The 16,156-nt window shown below is 72.3% G+C and carries 18 protein-coding genes; 10 read left to right on the top strand and 8 right to left on the bottom strand.

From position 1 onward, the window contains the following. The first annotated feature begins 83 nt into the window (after nt 1–83). From ACQP0N_RS02850 to ACQP0N_RS02820, 7 genes are all read left to right on the top strand, one after another. Nucleotides 84–452 carry a hypothetical protein gene (locus ACQP0N_RS02850; RefSeq protein ID WP_396801259.1) on the top strand — a complete coding sequence of 123 codons (369 nt, stop codon included), beginning with the start codon at nt 84–86 and terminating at the stop codon, nt 450–452. After that, the gene (locus ACQP0N_RS02845) at nt 445–1,707 is read left to right on the top strand and encodes a WXG100 family type VII secretion target (protein WP_433117322.1); all 1,263 of its coding nucleotides are present in this window, start codon (nt 445–447) and stop codon (nt 1,705–1,707) included. Before ACQP0N_RS02850 ends, ACQP0N_RS02845 begins: the two co-directional genes overlap by 8 nt. A gap of 182 nt (nt 1,708–1,889) precedes the next feature. Beyond that, entirely contained in the window at nt 1,890–2,243 is a 354-nt protein-coding gene (locus ACQP0N_RS02840) for a hypothetical protein (RefSeq protein WP_433117320.1), read from the top strand. Between the two features lie 227 nt (nt 2,244–2,470). Beyond that, nucleotides 2,471–3,268 (top strand): hypothetical protein, encoded by a 798-nt coding sequence (locus ACQP0N_RS02835; RefSeq protein ID WP_433117318.1) that lies wholly within the window; start codon nt 2,471–2,473, stop codon nt 3,266–3,268. Nucleotides 3,269–3,346: 78 nt separating this feature from the next. After that, nucleotides 3,347–3,685 (top strand): YkvA family protein, encoded by a 339-nt coding sequence (locus tag ACQP0N_RS02830; RefSeq protein ID WP_355049160.1) that lies wholly within the window; start codon nt 3,347–3,349, stop codon nt 3,683–3,685. Nucleotides 3,686–3,716: 31 nt separating this feature from the next. Further along, nucleotides 3,717–4,124, top strand: a complete 408-nt coding sequence (locus ACQP0N_RS02825; protein ID WP_433117316.1) for a pyridoxamine 5'-phosphate oxidase family protein — start codon at nt 3,717–3,719, stop codon at nt 4,122–4,124. 221 nt (nt 4,125–4,345) lie between these two features. Continuing rightward, nucleotides 4,346–4,990, top strand: coding sequence for a C39 family peptidase (locus ACQP0N_RS02820; RefSeq protein WP_433117314.1), 645 nt, complete (start codon nt 4,346–4,348; stop codon nt 4,988–4,990). A gap of 8 nt (nt 4,991–4,998) precedes the next feature. Here the strand turns inward: ACQP0N_RS02820 and ACQP0N_RS02815 are convergent, their stop codons facing one another. Then, a complete protein-coding gene (locus ACQP0N_RS02815) occupies nt 4,999–6,321 on the bottom strand; it encodes an FUSC family protein (RefSeq protein WP_433117313.1) in 1,323 nt (440 codons plus the stop codon). A 180-nt stretch (nt 6,322–6,501) separates the two neighbouring features. Between ACQP0N_RS02815 and ACQP0N_RS02810 the strand changes: the two genes are divergently transcribed. Then, entirely contained in the window at nt 6,502–7,107 is a 606-nt protein-coding gene (locus ACQP0N_RS02810) for a hemerythrin domain-containing protein (RefSeq protein ID WP_433117311.1), read from the top strand. A gap of 131 nt (nt 7,108–7,238) precedes the next feature. Here the strand turns inward: ACQP0N_RS02810 and ACQP0N_RS02805 are convergent, their stop codons facing one another. Then, nucleotides 7,239–7,409 (bottom strand): antitoxin, encoded by a 171-nt coding sequence (locus ACQP0N_RS02805; protein ID WP_433121381.1) that lies wholly within the window; start codon nt 7,407–7,409, stop codon nt 7,239–7,241. A 191-nt stretch (nt 7,410–7,600) separates the two neighbouring features. Between ACQP0N_RS02805 and ACQP0N_RS02800 the strand changes: the two genes are divergently transcribed. Beyond that, on the top strand, nt 7,601–8,791 hold the full coding sequence (locus ACQP0N_RS02800) for an AI-2E family transporter (RefSeq protein WP_433117309.1): 1,191 nt from the start codon (nt 7,601–7,603) through the stop codon (nt 8,789–8,791). Nucleotides 8,792–8,800: 9 nt separating this feature from the next. On the opposite strand, the gene ACQP0N_RS02795 is transcribed toward ACQP0N_RS02800, so the two are convergent. Next, nucleotides 8,801–9,478 carry a dienelactone hydrolase family protein gene (locus ACQP0N_RS02795; RefSeq protein WP_433117307.1) on the bottom strand — a complete coding sequence of 226 codons (678 nt, stop codon included), beginning with the start codon at nt 9,476–9,478 and terminating at the stop codon, nt 8,801–8,803. 169 nt (nt 9,479–9,647) lie between these two features. Here ACQP0N_RS02795 and ACQP0N_RS02790 point away from each other — a divergent pair, with 169 nt between their 5' ends. After that, nucleotides 9,648–9,842 (top strand): hypothetical protein, encoded by a 195-nt coding sequence (locus ACQP0N_RS02790; RefSeq protein WP_355049168.1) that lies wholly within the window; start codon nt 9,648–9,650, stop codon nt 9,840–9,842. A gap of 45 nt (nt 9,843–9,887) precedes the next feature. Here the strand turns inward: ACQP0N_RS02790 and ACQP0N_RS02785 are convergent, their stop codons facing one another. The 5 genes from ACQP0N_RS02785 to ACQP0N_RS02765 form a co-directional block, all read right to left on the bottom strand. Beyond that, entirely contained in the window at nt 9,888–12,263 is a 2,376-nt protein-coding gene (locus tag ACQP0N_RS02785; RefSeq protein ID WP_433117305.1) for a glycoside hydrolase family 65 protein, read from the bottom strand. After that, a complete protein-coding gene (locus tag ACQP0N_RS02780; RefSeq protein ID WP_433117304.1) occupies nt 12,260–13,051 on the bottom strand; it encodes an HAD family hydrolase in 792 nt (263 codons plus the stop codon). The genes ACQP0N_RS02785 and ACQP0N_RS02780 overlap by 4 nt, the downstream gene beginning before the upstream one ends. 60 nt (nt 13,052–13,111) lie before the next feature. Continuing rightward, the gene (locus ACQP0N_RS02775) at nt 13,112–13,576 is read right to left on the bottom strand and encodes a DUF4442 domain-containing protein (RefSeq protein WP_355049171.1); all 465 of its coding nucleotides are present in this window, start codon (nt 13,574–13,576) and stop codon (nt 13,112–13,114) included. A 63-nt stretch (nt 13,577–13,639) separates the two neighbouring features. Further along, on the bottom strand, nt 13,640–14,674 hold the full coding sequence (locus tag ACQP0N_RS02770) for a hypothetical protein (RefSeq protein WP_433117301.1): 1,035 nt from the start codon (nt 14,672–14,674) through the stop codon (nt 13,640–13,642). 93 nt (nt 14,675–14,767) lie between these two features. Further along, entirely contained in the window at nt 14,768–16,072 is a 1,305-nt protein-coding gene (locus tag ACQP0N_RS02765; RefSeq protein WP_355049173.1) for an ABC transporter ATP-binding protein, read from the bottom strand. Nucleotides 16,073–16,156 lie beyond the last annotated feature (84 nt).

Here is a 16,156-nt window from a genome sequence, read left to right as displayed (position 1 = left end):
TTCATACGGGTCGCCCCGGCTCGCGGAGGTGGACTAACCTGGATCCGCTGACGGTTGTCAACCAGAACGACGGGGATGTTGCCATGACCGGGCGTACGGAAGTCGACCTGCTGTCCCTTGAGGACTTCCACCAGCACCTCGCGTTGCGGCTGAGTCAGGCCGAGTCGGTGCTGCGCAAGCTCAACACCGAGATGCAGTGCACTCCGCCGGCCCTGGGCTCGTTCGATGACGCGACCCAGAATTCGCGCCGCTACAGCGAGGTCCACCAGTCGTACGTGGAGCAGGCTGAGCGGCTCCGGCAGGCGGTGCAGGCGGCGCAGCAGGCCACCGGCACCATCCTCGCCAACTACCGCACCGCCGAGGCGCGGAACGCGGCCAACGCCACCGACATCACCGCCGCGCTGACCGGGGTCGACCGGGCGTTGCAGCCGAAGGGGGATGGGCGTGTCTGAGTACACCCAGCGTTACCAGGGTCGGAGCCACCAGGAGCTGTACGACGCGGTGATGGTCGGCAAGCCGGAGCAGATCGAAGGGGTCGCCGCCCAGTGGGCCGCCCTCAAGGGCATCCTGGACGGCCTCGGGCGTGAGTTGAGCGGCGACCTCGAGAAGCTCGGCAACACCTGGACGGGCCCGGCGGGCCGGGAGTTCCAGCGCCGGCTGGCGCTGATCGTCGACCACTCCGACAGCCTGGGCGAGGGCATGTCCGGCGTGAAGCAGGGTCTGACCATGATGGCCGGCCAACTGCGCACCGCGCACAAGAAGGCGGAGAGTCCCGAGGAGACCGACGACAACGACCAGGCCATTTCGGGCGTGCTCAAGGGTTCCGCCTTCGGCCTGCCCGGCGCGGTGGTCGGCGGGATCATGGGCCACCAGCAGGACAAGGAAGAGCAGGAGAAGGCCCACCAGCGGATGGTGAACCTCGTGGCCGAGCTGGCCGCCGGTTACGACCTCTCCGCCTACGAACGGGTGGTGGACCCCCGTCCGCCGGACGTGGAGTTGCCGCGCACGGTCAACGACGACCGGCCGACGCCACGCAGCGGCCCGGCCAGCACGACGCCGTCGGGCGCTCCGACCGCCACCGGTCTCACCGCGCACCGGGGCGACGCGACCATCGCGACACCCGAGGGCGTGGCTCCTCCGCCGACCGCCGGGGGCGACTCCGTTCCCGGCCATGACGGCGGCACGTCGGTCGTGGTCATCGGGCCGGACGGCTCCGCCGGCGACGCGGAGGGCACCACCTCCCTAGCCGGCGCGGACCCGCTGGTCAGCGGGGCTCTGCTCGCCGGCGGGGCGGCCGGGCTGGCCGGCCTGTCCGGGCCGACCACCATGCCCGCGAGCGCCGGAGGCGGCCCGAGCCTGCTCTTCGGGGCACCCGGCGGTGCGCCGGCCGGTGGGGTTCTGCGCACCTCCGCGCTCGCCGGTTCCAGCAGCACTCCCACCACGTCGACCCGGCCGACCGGTGGCGCCGCCGGGGCGGAGAACCGTTCGGCCAGCGGCGTCGGGCGGAGCATCGACGGCCGGCGCGGTGAGCCCGGTCGGGCCGCCGCAGCCGGCCGGACGGGCAACGGTCGTCCCGGAGTGCTCGGCGGTCAGGGCCGTGCCGAGGATGACGAGTCCGACGACCGGCTGACCTGGCTGACCGAGGACGAGATGGTGTGGGGCGACGGCGGGGACGCCGCGCCGCCGGTGCTCGGCACCGGGAGCTGAACGCCGGCCACCGCAGACGACCCCACGTGACCCCGTCGGACCCGTTCCGGCGGGGTCACGTTTTTCGGCCCGCCGCCCGACCCCGGGTCGGGACCGTCCACAGTGTCGGCGGTGGTCCTGGTCACCCCGGTTGTGCCCACCGTCGTGCTGCGTCGCGCCGCGCCGGGCGATAGGTTGGTCGGGTGTCGTCCGTAGCTGTGGTCCGCCCGGCCCGCTGGGCCGTGCTGCGGTCGCTACGGGAGCTGACCCGGCTGGCGGTCACCGCGCTGGTGCTCGCGGTCGGTCTCGGCGGCGCCCTCGCCGCCACCCCGCCCGCGGAGGCGCAACTGCGCCCCACCGCCGTGAGCAGCCGGGTGGACACCGTCCGACCCGAAGCCGCACCGACCACCGAGCGTACGAGCCAGCCGGCCCCTGCCGCGCCGGCCGACGCAGACACCGTCGCACCGGCCGGCCCGGTCTTCGGGGGCACGGAGCACGCGCCGGCTGGCATGCCCGGTCGGGGCACCCCGCCCCGACGCGGGCCTCCCGCGCGCTGACCCCGGTCCGCCGGGTCACCCGCCGCTTCGTCTGACCCATCTCCGGGTCGTCGTCCGGGTGCCCGACGCGCAGCCGCACCCGTTCGGGCACGCCAGCTCGGCTCTGCGCCCCGGCCCGCCATCGGAACAGCCCACCCCGACCACCCGAGTCCGACGCGTCGAAGCGACGGGCCGTTCCGGTCGGGACCCATCCCTCGACACCGTCATTCGACCGCGAGGTGCTGATCATGCAGACCGTCCTCTCCGCCGTCCTGCCCGACGTACCCCGGGCCGCCGCCATCTGGCTGAGCCTGCTCGGGGTGGTCGTGTTCGCCGTCGCCGCGCTCCTGGTACGACCCGGCCGCCTCCGCCTCGACCCGGCCGCCCGCATCCGCGACGCGGCCATGCCCAGCCATCTCGAACAGGCGCAGGAGCAGCGGGAACAGCGCCGCTACGCGCAGGAGATCGCGGTGGCCGCCGAACGCGCTGCCGCCACCGCCCAGCGCCGACGGGCCGAGTGGGTGGCCGCGCAGGAGACCGTCGAGGCCGCCTGGCAGGCGTTGGAGGCGGCCGAGGCGGGTGTACGGCGGCTCGGCGCTGCAGCCGCGATGCCGTTGCCGCAGACCGCCCGGACACCCGCCGAGTACGCCGACCGCGAGCGCTACCTGCACCGGGCCGCGCTGGACGCGTACTGGCGGCGGGAACTGTCGGTGGAGCAACTCAGTGACGTCTTCGCCCACCGGGACGGCTGGGATCCGCGGCTGCACCCCGTCGAGCAGGAACTCGTGCTGCAACGGGCCGTCCGCGACAACCTGGCGGCCAAGCACGCCAGCGCCGTGGAGACCGAGCAGGCAACCTGGCGCGCCGCGGAGCTGGCCGTGGCGGCGGCCCGCAGTCTCCGGGCGGAGGCCCACGCGGCAACCGGACGGCGCACGGCGGAGTCGGCCTCGGTGCTGCCGCTCAGCGAGGTCCTCCGGCCAGCCGTCGAGCAGACCCGGGAGAATACGGTGGTCGCCCGTGGTCGGGCGGCGGTGCCGGCGTTCTGACCCAGAGCAGCGACTCGCACGATCCGCGCGGGACGAGCGTTCCGAGCCGGCTCGGCGTCGGTGGGTTAGCGTGACGGCATGTCCCGACAGTCGTGGGTCCTCGTGGTGATCGCCGGCATCCTGGCGCTCGCCACACTGGTCGGCGCGGTGGTGCTGGCGGTGCGTGTGGTGCGTACGAGGCGGCTGCTCACCGGGCTCGGCGCGGGCGGCAAGGTGGCCTTCTACGGAGCGTTGATCTACACGATCTTCCCGGTGGACATCCTCCCGGACCCGATCTACCTGGACGACATGGGCGTCCTGGCCGGCGCGCTGATCTACCTCACGCGACTCGTCCACAAGCGCCGGGCGGCGGGCCGTAGTCTGCCCGGGCAGCCGGACGGTCCGTCGACCCCGGACCGCACCCGCTCCGTACGATGATCAGGTTTGGCGCACACGACGGAGGACGCACGTGGCCGGTGATCATCGACTGGACGTCCACGACGACCGGGTGGCGGCGTTCTGCGCGGAGCGGCACCTCGCGACGCTGACCACCCTGCGCGCCGACGGCACCCCGCACGTGGTACCCGTCGGAGTCACCCTCGATCCGGTGGCCGGGCTGGCCCGCGTGATCACCTCCGGCACGTCCCGCAAGGCTCGGCAGGTGGCCGCCGCCGGCCCGGAGGGCACTCCGGTGGCCGTCTGCCACGTGGACGGCCGACGCTGGTTGACGATCGAGGGCCGGGCGGTGCTCCGATCGGACCGGGCCTCCGTCGCGGAGGCGGAGCGCCGGTACGCCGAGCGCTATCGGACCGCGCGCCCGAATCCGGAGCGGGTGGTCCTCGAGATCACCGTGACGGGACTACTCGGCAGCCTCTGACGTCTGTCACGGCGTATGTCGGGTTTGTGGCTCTTTGGTGGGCCGCGAACGTGAGCCACCCTGCGCGCGGAATCCCCCACCCTCGGCGGCCGTTACGCCAGGTCACGACGCCCGCAACGGCAGCCGGCAGCGGAATGCCGGCCGGAGCAGGGCCGTTACGTCCCCGGTAACCACGGCCGAGACCGCCACGGAGGCGGCTACCCCCGAACGGAGACTCGACCATGAACCCGATCGTGCAGAAGAGTGGCCTGTCCGTCGTCGGCCTGCTGGTCGCCGGCGGTTGCGCCCTCGGCCCCGCCGTCGCCGCGCAGGCCGCCCCCGCGCCGGCGACCCCGTCCTCGTCGAGCCAGACCAGCCGCAGCGCCGAGCGGGTCCTCGACGTCGAATACCAGGCACAGCCAAACTTCTTCTACTGCGGCCCGGCCGCGACCCGTATCGCGCTCTCGGCCCAGGGCAAGGCGCTCTCCCAGGACGACGTGGCCAAGCTGCTCGGCACCACCGAGGCGGGCACCCCGTCCGCCCTCGACACCACCCGAGTGCTCAACGAGCTGACCGGCGGTCACTACCGGACCACGGAGATCCGTGATTCGGTGGCCCGCCCCGACCAGGTCGAGCAGCTGCGCCGGGACGTACTGGCCGCGATCGACGCCGGCCGCCCGGTGGTGGCCAACATCAAGGGCACGACCGTGGACACCGACGGCAACCCGCACTCGTACGAGGGCGGCCACTACCTGACCCTTGTCGGATACCGCGACGGTGGAGACCTCATCCGGGTCGCCGACCCGGCCGACCCGGCGCTGGGCGAGTACTGGATGAGCCTGCCGAAGGTCGCCAACTGGATCGCCGAGCGCGGTTACTCCTCCTGACCCGATGCTCACCGGGCCGGCCTCTCCCGCGCGGAGGGGCCGGCCCGGTCGTGCCGTCTGCGGTTGGCCAGGTGCGCCCGGCGACGCGCGCGGAGAGCCCGTGTCGGCCGGGCGCGGTGCAGCTCACGCCGGGCCGGTGGGGCGATGGCCGACTCGCCGGCGCCGGCCGCCCGGCGCACGATCCGGTTGGCGTCGTCCGGGTCGTAGCCACAGGCCCGGAGCAGGTCGCTCGACGCGGTACGCAGGCCGGTGACGATCGCGTCGCCGAACGACCGGACTCCACTCGCGGCGGCCCGGCCGGCCAACTCGGCGCACTCCTCGACCAGCTTCCGGGTCCGCCGTGGATCGCCGCCGGTCCGGCACTCCGCCCGCATCTTCGTCACCGCCTTTCCCAACCGCCCGATGGCGTCCGGCAGCTCCGGCGGGATCGGCTCGTCGTACTGCAAGGCGGTCGTCGACCAGCGGGCGAGGGCATGGCTGTCCAGCAGTAACCGTTCGAGGTGCTCCGAGCTGCGCGCGTACCTGTGGAACTGCTGGCGGCGGTGCCAACGGGCCGGCGCGATCGTCACCACCTCCTCCGCGCCGCTCAGCGCGTCGTGCAGTCGACTCAGATCCCCCTCGGTGCCGCGCAGCGTTTCCAGGACGTGCCTCGTCCCATCGCTGTCGCGCTGCCGGAGCACCTGCCCCAGCTTCTCGAGTTGTTCTGCGAGGACCGTGAAAATCGGCGCCGCCGCCCGGTCCAGCACCCGCATGGGGTTGACCGGCAGCAACAGCGCGACCACCACCAGACCGACCACCCCACCGACGAGCGCGTCGAAGATCCGGGGCACCTCCAGGCCCCGGTCCATCGGAGCGAGCGTAGCGATCAGTACGGCGGTACCGCCGGCCTGACCGACCAGCGGGCCACCCTTGCCGGCCACCAGCAGTGCGCTGGCGATGGCCAGGCCGACGACCACCCCCGTCTGCCACGGTCCCGAACCGAGGAAGAAACGCAGCGTGTCGCCGATGACGATGCCCAGTCCGACGCCGAACAGCAGCTCGAAGGTGCGTCGGGCCCGCTGCCCGATGGCGGTGGCGATCGTACCGACGGCGGCGGCGGGAGCGAAGACGTGCGACCCCGGGCCGAGAAAGTGCTTGGCGATCAGGGCCGCGAGCGCCGCCGCCAGCCCGGCCTGGGCGGCGATCACCACGGTGACCTCCCACTGCCGGGCACGGACCCGGCTGGCCTCGCCGCCGCGGTGCCGCACCCGTTCGACCGCCCGGCCGCTGCGCTCGGCGGCCTCGTCGAGCCGCGACTGGTCGCGGTCGGCGGCTGGACGGTCGTCGGGCATGGCGGCGGTTACCCCCGGGAAGCGCGGTCAATCGTGCCGTCGCACCCCGCGCTTCCCAGCGGCACCGGCGGCACCAGCCGTCACCGGGGTGCGTATTCATCGGCGATCGTAGGTTTGCTCGATCGTTGGGGGGTACCAGGGGCCACACACCCACCGATCCGCAACCGGTAAGGGGCCCAGATGAGCAGTACACAGAGCACCGGGGAGCAGGATGTCGTCGACATCCTCGTCGCCGACCACCGTACGGTCGAGACCCTCTTCGTCGAGTTGGAGACACGGCAGGGTACGCCCGAGTACCGCCGTCAGCTCGCCGACGTGGTGATCGCCGAGCTGGTCCGGCACGCCGTGGCCGAGGAGGCGTACGTCTATCCGACGGCCCGCAAGGCGCTGCCCGACGGCGACCAGATCGCCGACCACGAGATCACCGAGCACGCCGACGCCGAGCGCACGATGAAGGACCTGGAGTCGGTCGACCCGTCCGACCCCCGCTTCGACGAGTTGCTGGCCCAGCTGACCAGCACCATCCGTCACCACGTACAGGACGAGGAGAACGACCTCTTCCCCCGGCTGCGCGCCGCCACCGCCCGGGAGGAGATGGTCGAGCTGGCCGACAAGGTGACGGCGTTCAAGAAGATCGCGCCGACCCGCCCGCACCCGAGCGCACCGGACCACCCACCGGCGAACAAGCTGCTCGCCCCCGGCACGGGGATGATCGACCGGATGCGCGACGCGCTGAGTGACCGACCGACCTCGATGGACGAGCTACGCGAGCAGCAGCAGCGCTGATCGACGTACGCTCCGCACACGACAGTCCCGGGTCGCCGAACGTTCGGCGTCCCGGGACACGTCCACTAGGGCCTGTTTCATAAGGGCGGTCGAGCCGCAGGCCGGCCAGTTCTCAGGCAACAGGCCCTAGGTCAGCGGACCTGGTCGCCCTCGCCGGTACGCGCCTGGGCCTGGTCGACGCCCTTGTCGATCTGGTCGCCGTACTTGCCGCCGGTCCGCTTGTCGGCCGCGTCGCCGGCCTTCTCCATACCCTGATCGACCTGCTTGTCGTGCTTGTCGGCGAAGTCCTTGGCCTTGTCCATGAAGTCACCCACGGCGCTCCTCCTCCTCGGGTAGTTCCCTGACGCGTTCCCTCGTCCCAACAGCGCAAACGCCTTCCGTTCGGGCGTAGCCCGACCAATCGACCCGTGCCGGCGTACGATCCGCGCGGACGGCCGGGTGTCGGCGCACGGCCAGCCGGGTACCGACCTCGCCGAGATCGAGGAGGGCCGACATGACGGCAGACCAACCGGGGGCGGACGTCCCGCCGACAACCGGCGGCGCGCAGGAAACCGGTACCACGGCGGCGACGGCCGGAGGCACGGCGGCACCCGGCGGCACGGCGGCCGTCGGTGACGCCGGGGCGCGGCACGCGTGGGCGGGGCTGCCCTGGCTGGTCCGGACCGCGGTGCTCTGGAGCGCCTGCCTGGTGGTGATCGTCGCCGGGCTCTACCTGCTGGGTCGGATCGCCGTCCTGCTGGCCCCGCTCGCCATTGCCCTGGCCGCCACCATCTTCCTCACCGCGCTGTTGGACCCGGTGCTGCTCCGGCTGCGTCGCCTGCGTCTGCCGGCCGCGCTGGCCGCGCTGCTCACCGTCCTGCTGCTGCTCGGCATCCTCGTGGGCGTCGGAGCGCTGGTGTGGAACCTGACCGCCAGCCAGTTCGACCAGCTCAGTCAGCAACTGACCCAGGGGCTCGACCGGAGCCGCGACTTCGTCACGTCCACCCTGCCGGTCAGCGAGGCCCAACTCGACAAGCTGATCGACCAGGCCCGGGAAGGGCTGAGCGGCAGCTCTCCGGACCCGGTGTCCGGCGCCCGGACGGCCAGCGAGGTCGTCGGCTCCGCGCTGCTCGCCCTGGTGCTGCTCTTCTTCCTGCTGAAGGACGGCCGGTCGATGTGGCACTGGACGCTGTCCCGGATGGCCGGCCCGAACCGACCCCTGGTGGCCGAGGCCGGCCGGAACGGCTGGCAGACCCTCGGCGCGTACAGCCGGGGGACCATGATCATCGCGGCCATCGACGCGATCGGCATCGGCCTGGCCCTGGTGGTGCTACGGGTGCCGCTGGCCCTGCCCCTGGCGCTGATCACGTTCCTCGGCGGCTTCGTGCCGATCATCGGCGCGACCGTCGCGGGCGCGGTCGCGGTTCTGGTGGCCCTGGCGGCCAACGGGCCCACGACCGCTCTGCTCACCCTCGCCGCCGTGGTCGCGGTGCAGCAGATCGAGGGCAACCTGCTGGAGCCGCTGGTCATGAAGCGCCAGGTACGCCTGCACCCGGCCGTGATCCTGGTGGCGGTCACCGCCGGCACCCTCATCGCGGGCATCGCCGGCGCCTTCGTCAGCGTTCCGATCACCGCCGTCCTGTGGCGCGTCGTCGACACCGTCCAACGCCGCCGATCCACCTCGCAGGTGCCGGCGGCGGGGTAGAGCCGACACTCACACGCGGCGGGGCGCGGTTGTCGTCCGGGTCAGCCGGGTGGTGAACCAGGTGCCGGCGTGCTCGGCGACCTGGTCGAGCGTGCCGGGCTCCTCGAAGAGGTGGGTGGCACCCGGCACCACCCACAGCTCGCCCACGTCCCCCAGTTCGGCGAGCGCCCGCTCGTTGAGCGCGAGCACCTCCTCGTCCAGGCCGCCGACCAGCAGCAGGGTGGGAGACCGCACCTGACCCAGCGCGGTGCCCGCCAGGTCGGGCCGGCCGCCCCGGGAGACCACCGCGCCCACCCGGTCGGCGCGGGACGCCGCTGCCACCAGCGCGGCGGCGGCACCCGTGCTCGCACCGAAGAGACCGATCGGCACGTCACCCGCCGGACGTTCGGCCACCAACCAGTCGACGATCCCGGCCAGCCGGCTGGCCAACATCCCGATGTCGAACCGGAATTCGGCCGTCCGCGTGTCCACCTCCTCCTCGTCCGGAGTGAGCAGGTCGACCAGGACGCACGCGAGGCCACGGGCGTTCAGCGCCCGGGCCACCGCGACGTTGCGTGGACTGTGTCGGGAGCTACCGCTGCCGTGCGCGAACAGCACCACACCCACCGGCTGGGCGGGTAGCAGCAGATCGGCGGGGAGTTGGGCGTCCCGAACCGGAATGGTCACCACGTCGTGCTGCTCGTCCATGCCGCACCTCCGTGCTCGCCTGCGGTCGGGTTACCCCGCTCGACGCATCGCACGCACCTGGTGCAGGCGGCCGGAGCGCGGCGTTTGCCGGGTGGGTCGCCGGGTACGCGACGAGGAGACCGCAGACCGTGTAGGCGCAGCCGCGCCCCGACGGATCGCGAGGATCACGATGGCCAAGCAGCAGATTTCCCGGCAGCAGCAGATGACCGAACGCGCCCAGCGTGAACAGGACGCCGCGCGCAACCAGGACGTCGGTGACCAGGACTTCGGTGACCAGGCCGCCTCGGCCCGCCTCCCCGACGATCCCAAGGCGGCTGCGCCGCGGGACGCGATCGGACGCCCCTCGACCGGCGAGCCGGTCTGACGTACGCGCGCGACGGCCGGGGCGGGAACACTCCCGCCCCGGCCGTCACTGCTGCTTGGCCTCGGGGAGCCGGAGCAGGGGCGACCGTCCCGGCGGCTGCTCCGGCGGCGGCCCCGAGGGCTCGGCCGGCGGCACCGGCACCGTCACCGGTTCGTCGCAGGTGACCCGCACCATCTGGTCATGGTGGCGCAGCTCGACGACGTCGTCCGGGCCACCGTGGCGCAGTGAGTACGTCGTCTGGTGCGGCCGGACGTCGACCCGCAGCGCCAGCCCACGCCACTGGAGGGAGAACTCCAGGCGGTTCAGCCGGCTGGAGAGCCGAGGCGCGAACGACAGCTCACCGTCGTGGTCACGCAGCCCGCCCAACCCGCTGACCAGGGCGAGCCACGCGCCGGCCAGCGAGGCCATGTGCACGCCGTCGCGGGTGTTCTCGTTGAGGTCGTGCAGGTCCATCAGCGCGGCCTCACGCAGATAGATGTGCGCCAGGTCGGGATGGCCGACCTCGGCGGCGAGCACCGACTGGGTGCAGGCCGACAGCGACGAGTCGCGCACCGTCCGACGCTCGTAGTAGAGGAAGTTGCGAACCTTCTGCTCGGGGGTGAACGCGTCCCCCCGCCAGTGCATCGCCAGAACCAGGTCGGCCTGCTTGACGACCTGTTTGCGGTACAGGTCGAAGTACGGATAGTGCAGCAGCAGCGGGTACTTCTCCGCTGGCGTGTGCGCGAAGTCCCACTCCTGCAACCGGGTGAACCCCTCCACCTGCTGGTGCACGTCCAGCTCGTCGTCGTACGGCACGTGCATCGACGTGGCGGCGTCCCGCCAGCTCGCCGCCTCCTCGTCGGTGACGCCGAGGTGGAACGCGTCGTCCCGGTAGCGCATGACGACATCGGCGGCGGTGAGCAGGTTCCGCTGGGCCATCAGGTTGGTGTAGATGTTGTCGTTCTTCACCGCCGTGTACTCGTCCGGGCCGGTCACCCCGTCGATGTGGAACCGGCCGTGCCGGTCGTGGTGCCCGATCGAGCGCCACAGCCGGGCGGTCTCCACCAGCAGCTCCAGCCCGATCTCCCGCTCGGTGGCGGTGTCCCCGGTGACCAGCACGTACCGTCGGACCGCGTCGGCGATGTCGGCGGCGATGTGGAACGCCGCCGTACCCGCCGGCCAGTATCCGGACGACTCTGGCCCCTCGATGGTGCGCCAGGGGAAGGCGGCGCCCTTGAAGTTGAGGGTCGCCGCCCGTTCCCGGGCCTGTTCCAGGGTGCTGTGCCGCCACTGCAGGGCGCTGCGCACCGCGCTGGGCTGGGTGTACGTGAGGACCGGCAGGACGAACATCTCGGTGTCCCAGAAGGCGTGCCCGTCGTAGCCGGGGCCGGTCAGCCCCTTCGCCGAGATCGGCCGTTGCTCGGCCCGGGCACCGGCCTGGAGCACGTGGAACAGCCCGAAGCGGACAGCCTGCTGGATCTCCGGATCACCCTCGACCAGCACGTCGGCCGCGTCCCAGAACTCGTCCAGGTAGGCACGCTGCTCCCGGTGCAGCCCGTCCCAACCGTCCAACCGGGCGCCGGCCAGCGCCGCGCCGACCTGGTCGCGCAGCGCGGGCAACGAACGTCGGCTCGACCAGCCGTACGTCAGATACTTGACCACCCGCAGCTTCTCGCCGGGCTTGAGCACGCAGCCGATGGTGGTGCGCACCCAGTCCTCGTACCCCTCGGACTCGATGGTGGTGTGGTCCGGGCCGTGCACCTCGTGCTCCATGGCGGCGGCGACGCGCAGGCCGGACACCTTCGTGCGGTGGATGAGCTGGCCGCCGTCCGGGGTGGTCAGCTCCTCCTCGGCCAGCAGCGGCGATTCCAGCACGGCCGCGACCCGGGGGTCCTTGCTCTGCGCGGGCAGCGACTCGTTGGCCACCAGCTCGGACTGCACGATCAACCGCAGCGGGCCGTCGACGGCCTCCACCTCGTAGCTGATCGCGGCGACCGACCGCTGGGTGAACGACACGAGCCGGGTGCTGCGGACCTTGACCTCGCGGCCGGCCGGGGAGCGCCAGTGCAGCTCCCGGTGCAGGGTGCCGGCCCGCAGGTCGAGGATCCGCTCGTGGGACAGCAGCTCGCCGTAGCGGACGTCGAGCGGTTCGTCGTCGACGAGCAGGCGGATCAGCTTGCCGTTGGTGACGTTGACGATGGTCTGCCCCGACTCGGGGAAACCGTAGCCGGCCTCCGCGTACGGCAGCGGACGTAGCTCGTAGAACGAGTTGAGGTAGGTGCCGGGCAGCCCGTGCGGCTCGCCCTCGTCGAGGTTGCCGCGCAGGCCGACGTGCCCGTTGGAGAGCGCGAAGACCGATTCCGACTGGGCCAGCACGTCCATGTCCAGGCGGGTCTCCCGGATGTGCCAGGGCTCGACGGGATAGGCCCGTTCCCGGATCACGTGCGGTCCCGTTCGCCGGCGGGGTGGGGTGCCGGCGGGGCGGCGTCGCCCGCGTCGAGCAGGTCCGCGAGATCCTTGACCACCACGTCCGCGCCGTGCGCGAGCAGTTCGTCGGCCTGCCCCACCCGGTCGACACCGATGACGTACCCGAATCCGCCGGCCCGGCCGGCGGCCACCCCGGAGAGCGCGTCCTCGAAGACGGCGGCCTGCGCCGGATCCACGCCCAGGACCTTGGCGCCGGCCAGGAAGGTGTCGGGGTGAGGCTTGCCGCGCAGCTTCTGCTCCCGGGCCACGAGCCCGTCGACCCGAGCCTCCAGCAGGTCGGCCAGGCCGGCGGCCGCCACCACCTCGCGCCCGTTGGCGCTCGCGGTGACCACCGCCCGGCGCAGCCCGGCGTCGGTCGCCGCCCGCAGATAGCGCACCGAGCCCGGATAGACCTCGACGCCGGCTGTGCGCAGGCGGTCCAGCAGCAGGACGTTCTTGCGGTTGCCGATGCCGTTGACCGTGTCGGCTTCCGGCGGATCGTCGGGGCTGCCCTCGGGAAGCACGATTCCCCGGGACGCGAGGAACGACCGGACGCCATCGGCACGGGGTCGGCCGTCGACGTAGCGGTTGTAGTCGGGGCCGGGGTCGAACGGTTGGAAGGGCTGCCCGGTTGCCGTGGCGCGCTTACGCAGGAACTCGTCGAACGTCTCGGTCCAGGCGGCGTTGTGCACCCGGGCGGTCTGCGTCAGCACACCGTCCAGATCGAAGAGACAGGCGGTCACATGAGCAGGTAGGCCCAGCACGGTACGAATCTAACCACCCGGCCGGGTGCGCAAACCCGTTTTGAGCCGCCGGCGGGTCGCTCAGTTCGGCCGCAGGGTCCAGATCACCGTCATGGCCGACGTGGGCGTGCCGTCCTCGGTGGCGATCTCCACCTCGATTTCGAACTCGGGCCGCTGACCGGCCTCCAGCTCCGCGACCACCTCCGACGCCGGACGCCTCAGCCGCGCGGTCGCCAGCACCGCCCCCAGGGCCAGCTTGCGGTAGGCGATCTCGGCTCGGACGGCGAGCGGCACGGCCCGGTCGAGCAGCTGCCCGAAGGCGGCCAGCACGACCGCGCCGGAGGCCGTCTCGCCGAGCGTGAACATCGCCCCGGCGTGCGGGCCGCCGACGTGGTTGTGGGTGGCCGGCGTGTCGGGGAGCCGGACGACGGCCCGCACCCCGCCGTCCGCCTCGGGCGCCACCTCGACGAATTCGATGCCGAGCGTGCGGGCGAACGGCACCGATTGCAGGATGCCGGCCGCCACCTGGCGGGAGTCGATGGTCATGGCCCGACGCTACTTCTCGGTAACCAGGGCGGCAACCAGGGTTTTCCCCGACTACGACAACCGTCAGAGGTTGGCGATCGTGCGCAGGATCTCGGCGTAGAAGTTGCCGTCGATGCTGCGGAAGAGGGAGAAGTCCTGACCCGGGTCGCCGAAGAACGGACGCAGCGTCCACGCCAACTGGGTGCCCACGAAGCCGAAGAGCAGGATCCAGATGTAGAGCAGCGTCATGCTGGCCGGGCGCTGCGTGGGCTCGCCGCGCCGCACCGGCGGGTTGCCCCAGTGGCGCTGCTGCGCCGGGTAGCCCGGCGGCACCATGCCGGGCGGGAACGCGGTGCCGGGCTGCCCACCCCACTGCGCCGGAACAGCCGCCGGGGCCGGCGCGGTGGTCGTGGCGCTCGTGCCCTCGGGCGCGGCACCGTTCGCCGCCGACGCGACGGCCGCGCCGGCCGGAACCGCGACCGGCTCGGCGCCGCCCGCCGTCGCGGTGCCCGGAGTGCCGCCGGCGGTCACCGCGACCGGAGCGTTGACCTGGGCCGGAGCACTAGCCGCCGGGACGCTGACCTGAGCCGGAGCGTTGGCCGCCGCCGTCGCCGGGGCGAGTAGGCCGTGGTCGTTGAGCACCTGCATGCCACCGGTCAGGAAGCGCAGCCCGACCAGCGCCGACAGCGTCAGGATCGCGACGTTGAGCAGCTTGAAGAAGCCGTAGTCGGGTGCGGTGATCAGGAAGAAGAGGCTGATCGGCGCGAACGCCACCGCGAGCATCGAGGTGACGGTGATCGCCACCATCACCAGCGCCAACGACTGACGCACCGAGAGCCGGGCGCCGAACACCAGGTTGAACAGGTAGAGCGTGGGCAGGCAGATGGCCAGCGTCACCAGGAACAGCAGTGGCAGCTTCAGCGCGGACGTCAACGCCATCAACGGGCTGTGGAACGCGCCGAGCACCGCGCCGTAACAGGCGAGGGCGATGGCGGAGCTGGCCAACATCCGCCCGGTCAGGGCGTTGAGGTCGCCCTCGGCCACGATCTGCTGCCAGATGCCCTGGCGGTCGCGCAGGATGCGCTCGATGACGAGCGGACTGGGACGGTCACCCGACACGGGTGCACCCCTCTCGGTCAGGGACAGACTGGACTAGGTGCGCAGACGGTAGGACACCGGACAGGCGCGCCGCCACCCCGCTCCGGCGTGGCGTCACCGCCACCCCACGTCGATACGTGCGCCGCGCTCGTCGAAGAAGTGCAGCGCGTCCATCCGGACGGACACGGCGAGCGGGTGCCCGGCCGTGACGGCCGGGTACGGCGCGAGGCGTACCGCCAGCTCCGCCGGGCGGCGGTGGTGCCGGCCCGGGTCGGGCAGGACGCTCGTCGACCGCGAGGCGCCGTTCGTCGGCGCCTCCTCGGACTCCACCGGCTTGCCGGTGAGCCGCTGCATCACCGCGCCGAACCGGCGCAGGCCACGCTGGCCCACCGGCGGCGGGTCCAGCGGCGCGCCCATCTCGTCCACCATGATCGCGGTCGCCCCGATGTCGAGGAACGCCAGCGACTCGTGACCGTGGTGCTCCAGGTAACGGATCCGGCCGCGCAGCACGTCACCGGGGCTGTCCGGGGCGACCGGGGTGAGCGCCTCGGCCCGCATCCCGACCACGATCCGCTCGCCGTGGTAGTGCGCGACCGCCCGGCTGCGAATGTCGTTCCACGGCAGGTAGAGCGACTGTTCGCCGAGGTTGAGCGCGATGTACCGGTCGAGGTGGACGTAGACCGACGCCTCCAGCAGGTTCATCCGGGGGCTGCCCAGGAACGCGGCCACGTAGAGCGTCGCCGGACGGCCGTACACCTGGGTGGGCGTGCCCACGTCCTGGAGCACGCCCCGGCGCATGATGGCCACCCGGTCGGCCATGGTGAGCGCCTCGGCCTGGTCGTGGGTCACGTAGACGGTGGTGACGCCCAACTCCCGGGTCAGCCCGGAGATCTCCGCCCGCAGTTCGGCGCGCAGTCCGCTGTCCAGGTTCGACAGCGGCTCGTCCATCAGGAAGAGCCCCGGCCGCCGGACGATCGCGCGGCCCATGGCGACCCGCTGGCGCTGGCCGCCGGAGAGTTGGCCGGGCTTGCGGCCGAGCACGTCGCTGATGCCGAGCGCACTCGCCACGTCGGTGACCCGCTCGCCGCGCGGTTCCGGTTCCACCCCGGCCAGCCGCAACGGGAAGGCGATGTTGTCGCCGACGGTCATGTGCGGGTAGAGCGCGAAGTCCTGGAAGACCATGGCGATCTTGCGGTCGCGTGGCGGCAGGTCGTTCGCCAGTTCCCCGTCGAGCAGCACCGCACCCTGCGTCGGGTCCTCCAGGCCGGCGATCATGCGCAGCACTGTGGACTTGCCGCAGCCCGACGGCCCGAGCAACACCATGAACTCGCCGTCGTTCACATCGAGATTTATGCTGTCGACGGCGAGTGTGCCGTCCTTGAAAACCTTTGTCACATCTTTGAGTGCGACGGTGCTCACCGTCAGTCCCCCACGTCTCTCGGCCGAACCCCTGATGACTGTGACCAGGATCATTGGTCCCGCACATCGGGTAAACGTCTCATG

Origin of the sequence: Micromonospora sp. CA-246542, assembly GCF_050942905.1 — a bacterium.
Lineage (GTDB): Bacteria > Actinomycetota > Actinomycetes > Mycobacteriales > Micromonosporaceae > Micromonospora.
Note: the sequence above shows the minus strand (reverse complement) of the source record. Positions and strands in the feature narration are given on the sequence as shown.